The organism is Gordonia sp. JH63 (assembly GCF_009856645.1).
GTDB lineage: Bacteria > Actinomycetota > Actinomycetes > Mycobacteriales > Mycobacteriaceae > Gordonia > Gordonia hongkongensis.
The window spans coordinates 4,924,149-4,936,710 of sequence record NZ_CP047235.1; the positions used below are offsets into that span (position 1 = coordinate 4,924,149).

9 protein-coding genes are annotated in these 12,562 nt (G+C 68.1%); 5 read left to right on the forward strand and 4 right to left on the reverse strand.

Features of this window, described 5'->3' with window-relative positions:
- Positions 1-2: 2 nt before the first annotated feature.
- Entirely contained in the window at positions 3-1,361 is a 1,359-nt protein-coding gene (locus GR168_RS21830) for a sugar ABC transporter substrate-binding protein (RefSeq protein WP_159371668.1), read from the reverse strand.
- A complete protein-coding gene (locus GR168_RS21835) occupies positions 1,358-2,398 on the reverse strand; it encodes a sugar-binding domain-containing protein (RefSeq protein ID WP_159371669.1) in 1,041 nt (346 codons plus the stop codon). Before GR168_RS21835 ends, GR168_RS21830 begins: the two co-directional genes overlap by 4 nt.
- A 150-nt stretch (positions 2,399-2,548) precedes the next feature.
- Here GR168_RS21835 and GR168_RS21840 point away from each other — a divergent pair, with 150 nt between their 5' ends.
- From GR168_RS21840 to GR168_RS21855, 4 genes are all read left to right on the forward strand, one after another.
- A complete protein-coding gene (locus tag GR168_RS21840; RefSeq protein WP_159371996.1) occupies positions 2,549-3,604 on the forward strand; it encodes an NAD(P)-dependent alcohol dehydrogenase in 1,056 nt (351 codons plus the stop codon).
- Positions 3,601-5,076 (forward strand): mannitol dehydrogenase family protein, encoded by a 1,476-nt coding sequence (locus GR168_RS21845; RefSeq protein WP_159371670.1) that lies wholly within the window; start codon positions 3,601-3,603, stop codon positions 5,074-5,076. The genes GR168_RS21840 and GR168_RS21845 overlap by 4 nt, the downstream gene beginning before the upstream one ends.
- On the forward strand, positions 5,073-6,473 hold the full coding sequence (gene xylB, locus GR168_RS21850; protein WP_159371671.1) for a xylulokinase: 1,401 nt from the start codon (positions 5,073-5,075) through the stop codon (positions 6,471-6,473). The genes GR168_RS21845 and xylB overlap by 4 nt, the downstream gene beginning before the upstream one ends.
- A gap of 93 nt (positions 6,474-6,566) precedes the next feature.
- Positions 6,567-7,361, forward strand: coding sequence for a class I SAM-dependent methyltransferase (locus GR168_RS21855; protein ID WP_159371672.1), 795 nt, complete (start codon positions 6,567-6,569; stop codon positions 7,359-7,361).
- Positions 7,362-7,667: 306 nt separating this feature from the next.
- Here GR168_RS21855 and GR168_RS21860 read toward each other — a convergent pair whose 3' ends face one another.
- Together GR168_RS21860 and GR168_RS21865 are read right to left on the reverse strand one after the other, a co-directional pair.
- A complete protein-coding gene (locus GR168_RS21860) occupies positions 7,668-8,501 on the reverse strand; it encodes an aldo/keto reductase (RefSeq protein ID WP_159371673.1) in 834 nt (277 codons plus the stop codon).
- Positions 8,502-8,617: 116 nt separating this feature from the next.
- Positions 8,618-12,049, reverse strand: a complete 3,432-nt coding sequence (locus GR168_RS21865; protein WP_159371674.1) for a serine/threonine-protein kinase — start codon at positions 12,047-12,049, stop codon at positions 8,618-8,620.
- Between the two features lie 217 nt (positions 12,050-12,266).
- On the opposite strand from GR168_RS21865, the gene GR168_RS21870 reads away from it, so the two are divergent.
- Positions 12,267-12,470 carry a cold-shock protein gene (locus GR168_RS21870; protein WP_058252822.1) on the forward strand — a complete coding sequence of 68 codons (204 nt, stop codon included), beginning with the start codon at positions 12,267-12,269 and terminating at the stop codon, positions 12,468-12,470.
- Positions 12,471-12,562 lie beyond the last annotated feature (92 nt).

The window sequence follows — 12,562 nt, forward strand, 5'->3', positions numbered from 1 at the left end:
GATCACTGCTCCCTTTGGTAGGACTTGCCGACGACCTGGGCGTACTCCTGTGCCTGGGCGAGCGCGTCGTCGACACTGATCTGACCGGCGATGGCTGCCGAGATCTGTTGACTCACCCGGGTTCCGAGGTCTTGGAACTCCGGGATCGCGAGGAACTGGACGCCGGTATAGGGCACCGGCTCGAGGGTCGGCTTCAACTGGTTCGCTGCGCGCATCGCGCTCAGTGTCTGCTCGGCGAACGGCGCGGCGAGTTCCTTGTAGGCCGGCAGTTCATACGTGGACAGGCGGCTGCCGGGTGGAACGTGACTGGGCCCCAGGGACTCCGAGACGTACTCGATGTAGCTCTTGCTGGTCATCCACCGGATGAACTTCCACGCCTCGTCCTGGTGCTCGCTGCTGGTGGGGATGCCGAGCGACCAGGTGTAGAGCCAGCCGTTGTCTCCCTTGGCCATACTGGGCGCCGGCAGGTAGCCGACGTCCCCGGCGATCGACGAGGTGTCCGGGCTCTCGAGCACCGACACCGCCGAGGTCGCGTCGTACCACATCGCGACCTGGCCCTGCGACAACAGGTTTCCGCACTCCTGGAAGCCCGACGACGCGGCACCGGCCTCGCCGTGGTTCCGGACGGTGTCGACGTAGAACTTCACCGCCGCGGCGACCTCCGGACTGTCGAGCTGCGCGTTCCAGTCCTCGTCGTACCAGCGGCCGCCGAAGGCGTTGATCACCGTGTTGAGTGGGGCGAGCACCTCACCCCAGCCGGGCTTGCCGCGCAAGCAGATGCCCGCGGTGCGCTCGTTGTCGAGCTTGGCCGCCGCCTCCGCGACCTGTGGCCACGTCGGTTGGGCCGGCAACGACACCCCCGCCTCGGCGAAGAGCTTCTTGTTGTACATCAGGAACGACGACTCGCCGTAGAAGGGCGCCGAGTACATCGAACCATCGTGAGACAGAGCCGTTTTCAGCGTCGGGATGAAGTCGTCGGCGTCGTACTCGGGATCCGCATCCATGTACGGGCTCAGATTCACGAGCCAGCCGTACTCGCCCCACATCGGGGTCTCGTAGTTGCTGATCATCACGACGTCGAACTCACCGCCGCCGGTGGCCACCGATGCGGTGATCTTGGCCCGCGCCTCGTTCTCGGAGAGGGTCACGAATCGCACCGTGACGCCGGGATTCTGCTCCTCGAACTGCGTGGACAGCTTGACCGCGTCCTGCATCTGCGAGTTGGAGACCATCGCGACGGTGATCTCGCGACCACCGCCGCCGGTGAGTGAACCGGCGCCGGAGCAGCCGGTCAGCACCAGCGTCACGGTCGCGATGATCGCACCCAGCGCCCATCGCACTCGGTGTCGGGAGAACATCATTGTTCGCCTTTCTCTTGCACCACAAGCCATTCGGCGGTGGCGAGGTCGGTGACGAGAATGGTGGCGTAGCCACCGCGCAGTGCACCGAGGATGGATTCGCGACGGTGTGTGCCACCGGACACGAGGATCGATGTCGGGCAGGCCCGGACCGCGTCGAGCGACACCGAGACGGTCCGATCGACGAGACTGGAGGGCACCGCGACGCCGTGCGCGTCGTAGAAGCGTCCGCCGATCTCTCCGACCGCGCCGAGTTCCAGGAGTTCGTCGAGGACGACGGCATCGATGAACGAGCCCTCGAACAATGTGGTCGACGTCGACACCGACCCGACGCCGAAGAGCATCACCTGTGCACCGCGTGCCGCCGAGAGCGCCTGCGACAGAATCGAATCACGGTTCACGGCGGTGACCGTCTCCGGGTCGACATAGAGCGGTGCGACCAGCCGCAGCGGACGGGCATGAAGACGTTCGGAGAACCGGGACAGTGCATGGTCGACGCCGGTGTGGTACTCCACCGAGGTCATCGAGCCGTCCATCTGCACGACCCGCTGACACGACGCCGATGCGGCCATGGCGTCGGCGACAGCCACCTGCTCCGGCCCCCAGGTGAATCCGAAGGTGTCGGTCGCCTGGATGCGGCGGGTGAGCACCGAGGCCCCGGCGCGGCCGAGCGCGGCGTTGCCGGTGGTGGTGCCGTCGGCCACCTCGTCGATGATGAGCACCTCGTCGAGACCCAGGGTCTCTTCCACCGCGCGTTCGAGATCGGTGTGGATCGAGGCCGAGAGGTGCGCCGGCGCAGCCACGGACACGCGGACGAGGCCTTGCGCCCGGGCTCGCGCCACCAGCCGACCGGCGGTCGGCCGCGAGACGCCCAGGCGTGATGCGATCTCGGCCTGGGTGAGCCCCTCGAGGTGGTACATCGTCGCGGCGCGGACGAGAAGACGCAGGTCTTGGCCGGAGTCGGGAGTTCCGCGCGAGGCCGCGCGGACTGTCGAGACGGACGGCTCGCCGTCGTCGCTCGTCGACTTCCGAGGTGCCATGGTCGCGTGCCCCGTCCCTGTCGTCGCCGTCGCCCGTTGAGCCAACGACGGTGAGCATCTGCTCACTGGCGGTCAATGTGCTCAATAAGCTAGCATCCGGGTGTGACCCACGCAACAACCGATCGCCCCATAGCGGACGTTCCTGACGCCATGCGCGCCGCCGTCCTGCATCCCGATCTCTCGGTGACCACCGAAAGTCGCAGGTCGCCGCACCCGGAGCCCGGTGACGTCACGGTGGCCGTACGCGCGGTGGGGGTCTGCGGGTCCGACACCCACTACTTCCGGCACGGACGGATCGGCGAGTACGTGGTCCGCGAACCGCTCGTCCTCGGTCACGAGGCGGCCGGGGTCGTCGTCGCCGTCGGGGAAGGGGTGGACCCGGGCCGGGTCGGCGAGCGGGTGTCCATCGAACCGCAGCGTCCCGACCCGACCACAGCGGAGAGCAGACGCGGTGACTACCACCTGTGCCCACACATGCGGTTCTACGCGACGCCTCCGGTGGACGGCGCCTTCGCCGAATTCGTGACCATCGGAGCCGATTTCGCGCATCCCGTGCCACCCGAGGTCTCCGACGAGGCCGCCGCCTTGTTCGAGCCGCTCTCCGTGGGCATCGCCGCGATGCGCAAAGCCGAGGTGTCGGTGGGCGGCTCGGTCCTGATCGCCGGCGCGGGTCCGATCGGCCTGATGGTGGCGCAGGTCGCCCGGGCGTCCGGTCTCGCGCGCATCGTCGTCAGTGAGCCCGATGAGCAGCGACGTTCTCGCGCAATCGAATTCGGTGCCACCACGGTGATCGAGCCCGGAACCGGGAGCGAACCCGTCGATGCCTTCGTCGATGCCAGCGGTGTCGCGGGTGCGGTCCGGGATGGACTGGCCCGGGTGCGTCCTGGCGGGCGCGTCGTCCTCGTCGGGATGGGCGCCGACTCGATGGAACTGCCGGTGTCGCTCATCCAGAACCGCGAACTGGTGCTGACCGGGGTGTTCCGCTATGCCAACACCTGGCCGACGGCTCTCGCGCTGGTCCGGAGCGGCGCCGTCGACCTCGATGCTATGGTCACCGCCCGGTTCGGACTCGACCAACTCGCCGACGCGCTCGACTCCGATCGCACACCCGGCACCATCAAAGCTGTGGTCTACCCGTCTCTTTCGAGATACCTGCCCGGGCCCGCCGATACCGCCCTGAACGAGACGGAAGGAACTCGTCGATGAGCACACCCCTGAACAACGAGACGATGTCGGGCCTCGCCGGCGTGGACGTCCCGACCTACGACCGTTCGGGCGTCACCCCCGGGATCGTGCACTTCGGTGTGGGCGCGTTCCACCGTGCACACCAGGCGATGTACCTCGACCATCTCCTCGCCACCGACGCGTCGGCGAGCGGGTGGGGCATCTGCGGGGTCGGCGTCCGTACGGCCGACGCCGCGATGCGCGACGCCCTGGGGCCGCAGGACGGACTGTTCACACTCACCCTCAAACACCCCGACGGCGCCGTCGAGACCTCGGTGATCGGATCGATCGTCGAATACCTCTACGCTCCAGACGATCCTGAGAAAGTCATCGAGCGGCTCAGCGACCCGGCGACACGCATCGTCTCGCTGACGGTGACCGAGGGCGGCTACAACTTCTCACCGTCGACCGGCGAGTTCGACGCCACGAACCCGGACATCGTCGCCGACCTCGAGGCCAGTGCGCGGCCGCGCACCGTCTTCGGACTGGTGACCGAGGCACTCGCGCGGCGCCGGGACCGCGGTGTCCCGTCGTTCACGGTCATGTCGTGCGACAACATCCAGGGCAACGGACACATGGCACGATCGACCTTTCTTGCCTATGCGCAGCTACGCGATCCGGAACTGGCCGCGTGGATCGAGACCAACACCCGGTTCCCGAACTCGATGGTGGACCGCATCACCCCCGCGACCCCGCCCGGACTGGCCGCCGAGGTCGCTGATCGCACCGGTGTCGACGACAACTGGCCGGTGGTCGCCGAGCCCTTCACGCAGTGGGTGCTCGAGGACGACTTCTCGATGGGACGCCCCGCACTGGAGCAGGTGGGAGTCCAGGTCGTCGAGGACGTCACCCCGTACGAGCTGATGAAATTGCGACTGCTCAACGCCGGTCACCAGGCGCTGTGCTACTTCGGATATCTGCTCGGGTACCGCTACGTCCACGACGCGGCGTCCGACCCGGACATCGAGAACCTGTTGCGCCGGTACATGACCGAAGAAGGAGCCACCACCCTCCGTCCACTTCCCGGCGTCGACGTCGAGGAGTACATCGACACCCTCCTCGAACGTTTCGCCAACCCGGCGATCGGTGACACCATCGCGCGCCTCTGCCAGGACTCCTCCGACCGCATCCCGAAGTGGCTGGTCCCGGTGATCCGCGAGCGCCTCGAACGGGACCAGCGAAGCGACCTCGCCGCTGCGGTCGTGGCGAGCTGGACCCGCTACGCCGAGGGTACCGACGAGGCGGGGAAACCGATCGACGTCGTCGACCCGCTTGCGGCCGAACTCGTTCCGCGAGCGCAGCGGTCCCGCACCGACCCGCTGGCCTTCGTCGCCGACCCCGAGCTGTTTGGGACCCTCGCGCAGGATCCGCTGTTCACCACTCCGTATCTGTCGACGCTGGAGTCGTTGCGCAGCAAGGGAGCCCGCGCGACGCTGATCGACCTGCTCGCATGACGACGCTGGTCGCCGGGATCGATTCGTCGACCCAGTCATGCAAGGTGGTCGTCTGTGACGCCGACACCGGGCAGGTGGTGCGCACCGGACACGCTCCGCACCCCGCCGGTACCGAGGTGCACCCGGATCACTGGTGGGACGCACTGTGCGCTGCGGTCGCCGCCGCGGACGGCTTCGACAACGTCTCCGCGGTGTCCGTGGCGGGCCAGCAGCACGGCATGGTCTGTCTGGACGGGAACGGCCGGGTGGTCCGGGAAGCGTTGCTGTGGAACGACACCCGTTCCGCACCGAGCGCTGCTGCTCTCGTCGACGAGTTCGGCGGGTCCGAGCAGTGGGCGCGCTCGGTCGGGGTGGTGCCGGTGGCTTCCATCACCGCGACCAAACTCCGCTGGCTGGCCGACCACGAAGCGGCGCACGCCGACGCCACGGCTGCGATCTGTCTTCCGCACGATTGGCTGACCTGGCGACTGCGCGACAGTCGCGACCTCGCCGAGTTGACGACCGACCGCAGCGACGCCTCCGGCACCGGCTATTTCAGCGCGGCGACCGGCGAGTACCGAACCGATCTGCTCGACGCCGCGTTCCGCGGCCGTCGACCGCTTCTGCCCCGGGTCCTCGGCCCCGCGGAACGGGCCGGCGTCACGCCGTCCGGCGTCGTCGTGGGCGCCGGCGCGGGCGACAACGCCGCAGCCGCACTGGGACTGCACGCCGGCCCCGGGGATGCCGTTGTCTCCCTGGGCACGTCGGGCGTGGTCAGCGCCGTCGGCGACGTGGCGCCGAATGATCCGTCGGGTCTGGTGGCCGGGTTCGCGGACGCGACCGGGCGTCACCTGCCTCTGGTCTGCACCCTGAACGGCGCCCCGGTGCTGGCGTCGACCGCGTCGATGCTCGGCGTGGACCTGGCCGAGTTCGCCCGGTTGGCCATGTCGGCTGAGCCCGGCGCGGGTGGCGTCACGATGGTGCCCTACTTCGCCGGCGAGCGCTCGCCGAACCTCCCCGACGCGACCGGCACGCTGACGGGGCTGACCGCGGCCAACTTCACCCCGGCCGCGATCGCCCGCGCGGCCGTCGAGGGCCTGGTCTCGTCGCTGGTGTTCTGCCGCGAACGGATCGAGCAGCAGGGCATCGACGTCGAGCGTGTGCTGCTCACCGGCGGTGGCGCGAAGTCGGCTGCGGTGCGCCACATCGCACCGGGTCTGTTCGGCGGCGAGGTCGTCGTCCCCGCCGACGGCGAACACGTGGCGCTCGGTGCGGCGCGACAGGCCGCGTGGGCCCTGACCGGTGAACTGCCCGCGTGGGAGACATCGACCCAGACGCTCACCGGGACGCCCACGCCCGAGGTGTACGCGCACTACCGGGAGGCCTCGCTCATGGTGGAACGCGAGGCGGGGCGGTAGGACTGCGGCGGCCCGGATACGCCGAACGTCCGGCGGCCGTGCGCACTTGCCGGGACAATGGCCCGGGGTCGGTACACAACCGAGGAGTGAGCGATGGTCGATTGGGACGGTGACCGGTACGCGGACGTGAGCGCCTTGCAGCGCATGGTCGCCGAGGAGTCGATCGGCGACCTCGAACTCGCCGGGACCGAACGCCTGCTGGACATCGGGTGCGGCGACGGCTTCATCACGATGCTGCTCGCCGACCGGCTGCCGTCGGGCTCGGTCGTCGGCGTCGACGCCTCGCGCCGGATGATCGAACGCGCGCTCGTGCGGGTCCCGGCGGACCTGCTGCGCGTCCAGTTCCACGTCGACGACGTGCTTGCCCTGCCCTTCGACGACGACTTCGACATCGCGGTGTCGTTCAACGCGCTGCACTGGGTGCACGACCAGGTGGCGGCGCTGCAAGGAATCGCGCGCAGTCTCGTCGACGGCGGTCGGGCGGTGCTGCAGATGGTGTGCGCCACCGAGAGACCGAGTATCGAAGACGTGGGGATGGAGGTCGCGGCGCAACCGGAGCGGAAGCGCTACTTCGACGGCTTCGACGCGCCCTACGTCCACGTGGAACCATCGCGGTTCGGGGAACTCGCCACCGACGCCGGGTTCATCGTGGACGACCTGACGGTGAAGGATCTGAACTGGCAGTTCGAATCGGTCGACGACTTCCGAGCCTGGTTCGCGGTCGGGGCGTCGGATTGGACGAGCCGCCTACCGGACAGTGCAGTCGACGACTTCGTCGACACGGTCATCGACCGCTACACCGACGTCGTCGGCGAACCCGCACTGTTCCGGTTCAGTCAGTTGCGCGCCTCGTTGTCGAAACCTGCTCGCCTCGAGAACCTTTCCTGACCTCCGGTCACCCCGGCCCCTGATCCGAAAGAACCTCAGCCACACCGGCCCGTCCCGCTCCCTGAGGAGCGCCCGGAGCCTGCGGAGGGCGCGTCACGAAGGGTCTGCCGCGCATCTCACCAGGACCCTTCGTGACGCTCGCAAGCTCGCTCCTCAGGGAGCAAGAGGGGTCGCAAGCTCGCTCCTCAGGGAGCAAGAGGGGTCGCAAGCTCGCTCCTCAGGGAGCAAGAGGGGTCGCAAGCTCGCTCCTCAGGGAGCAAGAGGGGTCGCTGCCTGCACCCTCACGCACAGTCAACGGGCCGGGGGTCAGTCCGGCACGTAGTTGAAGGTGTCCGGATCGGGACCGATGCGCTCGTCGTTGTTGAGGCGGTCGATCTGGGCGACCTCGTCGTCGGACAGTTCGAAGTCGAACAGTGCGAAGTTCTCCTCGACGCGCGAGCGGGTCACCGACTTCGGGAAGACGATGTCGCCGCGCTGGATGTGCCACCGCAGGGTGACCTGCGCGGGCGAGCGGTCCTTGGACTTGGCGATCTCGGTGATGACCGGGTCGTCGGCCACCTTGCCCTGGGCGATCGGGGACCATGCCTCGGTGGCGATGCCGTGCTCGGAGTTGAACGCCCGCAACGGGTTCTGCGACAGATACGGGTGCACCTCGATCTGGTTCACCGCGGGTACGACGTCGGTCTCGTCGAAGAGACGCTGTAGATGCGCCTGCTGGAAGTTCGACACGCCGATTGCTCGCGCCTTGCCGTCGACGTAGGCCTTCTCGAGCGCCTTCCAGGTCTGGACGTAATCGCCCACCTCCGGCAGTGGCCAGTGGATCAGGAAGAGGTCGAGCTGCTCGACGCCGAGGTCGGCAAGGGTTCCGTCGAGCGCCTTCAGGGCGTCGTCGTAGTCGTGGAAGCCGTTGTTCAGCTTGCTGGTGATGAAGATGTCATCGCGCGGAATGCCCGAATCGCGGACCGCTTCGCCGACGCCCTTCTCGTTGCCGTACATCTCCGCGGTGTCGATGTGGCGGTATCCGACCTCGAATGCGGTCAGAGTTGCTTCACGCGTGTCCTCCGGCGGAACCTGGAAGACTCCGAAACCCAACTGCGGGATAGTGATTCCGTTGTTCAGTGTGATGTTCGGGACTGCCATGAGCACTTGTCCTCTCTCTAGGGGTCGTCTACACCTGCCCCGCACCCGCGCGGCGGGCGGTGTGGGGCCACGCTGTGGTTCAAGGCCGCCGGCCCGCCCTGGTATTCCCGGCCTGGTCACGAACGGGTGCCACCGTCGCCGAGCACCCGGCCGAGGAAATCCGGCGACAACGCTGCCGGAGCGGGACGGTCACCGGCACGAACACTGCGGGCGACGTCGTCGACGAGCCGGGTGAACTCGTCGCCGCCATCCAGCGGAAACCGAACCATGCCCGACGCTGCGCACTGCGCCAGGACAGCCAGGGTGTGTGCGCGTGCCTCCTGCGTCCGACCGGCCGCAGCGAGACACACCGCCAGTAGTCGTCGCGCCCGCAGAAACGCCCGGTGGCGGCCACTGCCGGCCAACCGGTCCACCCACTCCTGCGCCCACCGACAGGCGACGTCAGGGGCTTCGGCGGACTCGCCGGCGTCAAGCATCAACCGGATCGCGGTCTCCGCATGGAGCTGCGCGACGATCGCCGCGATGCCGCGTGTCGGCACCTCGGCGCCGGCATCGACGCGCGCAGACACCCTACGACGAGCCGGCAGGTGCCTCATCACCTGCTCGTTCTCGGCGACGGCACGCAGCCGTGGGGTGTCGAGCCGCTCGGCGATGTCCACGGCTTCGTCCAGGTAGGACGCCGCGACCGCCCGGTCACCGTGGCACAACGCCACGCGCGCCCCGACGAGGTGGCGAGCCTCGATCATGTCGACGACGCCTTCGGCGGCCCCGATGAAGAAGCTCTCGTCGAGCAGTCGTTCGGCCTCGGACACATCACCGCGCTCGTACCGGACCGCCGCGAGAAGAGCGCTGGCGAGCTGCGCACCCTGCGACTGGGTCGACGAACCCTGTTCGCGCGACAACCGGAGTCCCGTACGGAAACATGCTTCGGCACGGTCGAGGTCGAGCTGCTCGACGTAGGCGAGCCCGTCGAGGCCGTAACCGTACATGACCGCGTACGGACCGGTGTTACGTCGGTGTGCCGGGATCGCGCGTTGTTGCCAGCGGTGAGCCTCGTCGAAGTCGAATCGCAAGGTGGCGCTGAGGGTCCCGACATTGTGGATGGCCGACACGAGGAACGGCGACAACCCGTCGAGGTCGTCGGCCAGGCGCGCCACCAGTTCGTCGAGCCCGTCGAGCCGGTCGGAGATGGCGCGCACGCACGCCTCGGCGATGTCGGCCTCACGCCGAATCCCCAGGGCAGCATCGGACCTCGCCCGTCGCTCGAGTGCGACCCGCGCCCGTTCGAGGGAGGCTTCGGCGAGCGCGGCGCGGTGCAGGAGAAGGTTCGCCCACGCGAGCTGCATCTGCAAGATCGGGTTGGCCGCCACCGCCACGGGCGGCAACTTCTCCATCAATGTGATCAGGGTGGTCATTCGCGAGTGTTCGATGAGTGACCGGCCGTCGGTTTCGACGAGTTCGATGGCGCGGTCCGCGTCACCGGCGGCGAGCGCATGGTCGACCGCCTCGGTCAGCATCCCGTGCCCCGCGAACCACTCCGACGCCCTGCGGTGCAGTTGCGGAATGAGTTGCGGCTCATCCCGTTCCAGCCTGCGTCGCAGGAACTCGGCGAACAGGGAGTGGAACCGGAACCATTCGCCGGCCTGGTCGACCCGGGTGAGGAACAGGTCACGGAGCTCGACCTCCTCGAGCATGGCCTGTCCGCGCGCCTCGCCGCTCAGCGTGGTCGCGAGATCGGCGCAGATCCGTTCCGGCAGCGAGACGGTGAGCAGGAAATGCAGGACCTCCGGTTCCAGCACGCCCAGGACGTTCTCGGCGAGGAAGTCACCGATGGCATGGTGGCGACCGGAGATGTCGCCGATCAGCTCGCCGGGATGCCCGGATCGGCGCAGCGACACGCATGCCAGTTGCAGCGCCGCGACCCAACCGTCGGTCGATGACCACAGTTCGGCGACCTCGTCGCCCCGCAGGTCCAGACCGGCGACATCAAGGAGGAACCGCCCGGCTTCCGCCTCGTCGAAACACAGTGCTTCCATGTCGATCTCGATGATCTCGTCGTGGACGTGCAAACGACTGACCGGGAGGCCTCGCCGGGTTCGGCTGGTCACGATCACCTGCAGGTGATGGCAACCGTGTTCGAGCAGATAGTCCATCACCCCGATGACCGTCGGGTCCGTCACCCGGTGCCAGTCGTCGACGATGAGCGCGATGCGCCGGCCGTGCGCGTGGACCTCGTTGATCAACGATGTCAGCACGTACTCCTCGGCGCGATCGCCGTGCTCCTCGACCGCCGCGGCGCAGTCGCCGACGGCGTCCGGGGCCGCCCGGCGCAGTGCCTCGACGAGGTCGGCGAGAAACCGTGCGACGTCGTTGTCGGTGTCGTCGACCGTCAGCCACGCCACCGGTACGCCGTCGACGGCGAGCTCCTCGGCCCACTGGGCCGCGACCGTGGTCTTCCCGTAGCCGGTGGGTGCGTGGATGAGCGTGAGACGGCGCAGCTTCCCGTCGCGCAGTGTCTTCAGGAGTCGGGTCCTGGTGACCTGCGCCCGAGGCCGGATGGGTGGGCGGAACTTCGTCGACGGCATGGGCAGCGTCATCGTCGTCCGCCGCCGCCGCGGCGTCGTCGAGGTGGCAGGCTCCGAGGACCCGTCCGGCAGTGCCATCCCGTCGAGTGGCACCCCGAGCCGCCGCTGCGCGTTCCGCAGTTCCTCGCCCAGCCCTGCCGCCGACCCGGAGCGGTCCGCGGGTTCGCGCGCCATCGCATGTTCGATGCAGCCGGACACCTCCGCGGGGAATCCGGCCGACGTGAGATCGGGAACTCCTTCGCTCGCGACGCGGAGGAAGTGCGCGACCACTTGCTCCCCGCTGCGCCTCTCGAACGCCGCGTGGCCGGTCAGCGCACAGAACAGGGTCGCGCCCAGCCCATAGACGTCGGAGGTCACCGATGGCGTCGCACCGGCGAGGAGCTCGGGCGCGGTGAAGGCGGGCGAACCGGTGACCAGATCGGCGTCGGTCTCGAAGCCGCCGGAGATCCGGGCGATGCCGAAGTCGGTCAACTGGGGTTCGCCGTATTCGGTGAGCAGGATGTTCCCCGGCTTGATGTCGCGGTGCAGGGTGCCCGCCCGGTGGGCCGTCTCGAGCGCACCGGCCACCTTGATGCCGAGCCGGAGCACATCGCGCCAGTCGAGCGGACCGTCCCTGCGGATGCGCAGGTCCAACGACGCGTGGGGGTGGTATTGCATCACGATGAACGGAAAGCCCTCGGGCGTGGACCCGACCTCGAGGATGTTGACGATGTTCGGGTGCCCGGAGAGTCGCCCCATCGCACGCTGCTCACGCACGAACCGCTCGAGGTTCTGGGCGTCGAGGTGGTCGGTCAGCACCTTGACCGCGACATCGCGGTCCAATGCGGGTTGGCGACAGCGATATACGGCACCGTAGCCACCACGACCGATCTCGACCGGATCGGCGAAACCTGCTTCCACCAGTTCACCGGCGACGTCGCGGACGGCATCGCGTTGTGTGGTCAGCGGATCGTTCTCGGCCATGACGTGCCTCGATCGCAGGTCGATCGCGTGGTGCCCTGTCCAGCCTACTCACGCAGACCCCGAACACCCGGGTTTCGTTCTCGAACGGGGTACCCGCGCAGCGGACCGCCCACACCGATTGCGCCCTGCGTTTCCCAACGGTCCTCATCTGTGACAGAGTTGACGGGCGGCCATCGGTCTTGGTGGTTGCGCACACTGAAGAAAGAAGTACAGCAGTATGGCACAGGGAACCGTCAAGTGGTTCAACGGCGAAAAGGGCTTCGGCTTCATCGCTCCCGACGACCAGGGCGCAGATGTCTTCGTCCACTACTCCTCGATTCAAGGTAGCGGCTTCCGCAACCTCGAAGAGAACCAGCGCGTCGAATTCGACGTCGAGCAGGGTGCCAAGGGCCCCCAGGCTACCAACGTCAGCGCGCTCTGAGCTCCTGACTTTCGCGAAACGCCCCGGACGGCCAGTCGGTCGGATGGGGCGTTTCGTCGTCTCCGGACCGAACATCATCTGGCCGGACCGGT

Excerpts from the sequence above, each read along its gene's own strand:
- GR168_RS21855 (WP_159371672.1), top strand. The coding sequence starts at position 6,567 with ATGGTCGATTGGGACGGTGACCGGTACGCGGACGTGAGCGCCTTGCAG.
- GR168_RS21870 (WP_058252822.1), top strand. The coding sequence starts at position 12,267 with ATGGCACAGGGAACCGTCAAGTGGTTCAACGGCGAAAAGGGCTTCGGC.
- xylB (WP_159371671.1), top strand. The coding sequence starts at position 5,073 with ATGACGACGCTGGTCGCCGGGATCGATTCGTCGACCCAGTCATGCAAG.
- GR168_RS21830 (WP_159371668.1), bottom strand. The coding sequence starts at position 1,361 with ATGATGTTCTCCCGACACCGAGTGCGATGGGCGCTGGGTGCGATCATC.
- GR168_RS21840 (WP_159371996.1), top strand. The coding sequence starts at position 2,549 with ATGCGCGCCGCCGTCCTGCATCCCGATCTCTCGGTGACCACCGAAAGT.
- GR168_RS21865 (WP_159371674.1), bottom strand. The coding sequence starts at position 12,049 with ATGGCCGAGAACGATCCGCTGACCACACAACGCGATGCCGTCCGCGAC.
- GR168_RS21845 (WP_159371670.1), top strand. The coding sequence starts at position 3,601 with ATGAGCACACCCCTGAACAACGAGACGATGTCGGGCCTCGCCGGCGTG.
- GR168_RS21860 (WP_159371673.1), bottom strand. The coding sequence starts at position 8,501 with ATGGCAGTCCCGAACATCACACTGAACAACGGAATCACTATCCCGCAG.
- GR168_RS21835 (WP_159371669.1), bottom strand. The coding sequence starts at position 2,398 with ATGGCACCTCGGAAGTCGACGAGCGACGACGGCGAGCCGTCCGTCTCG.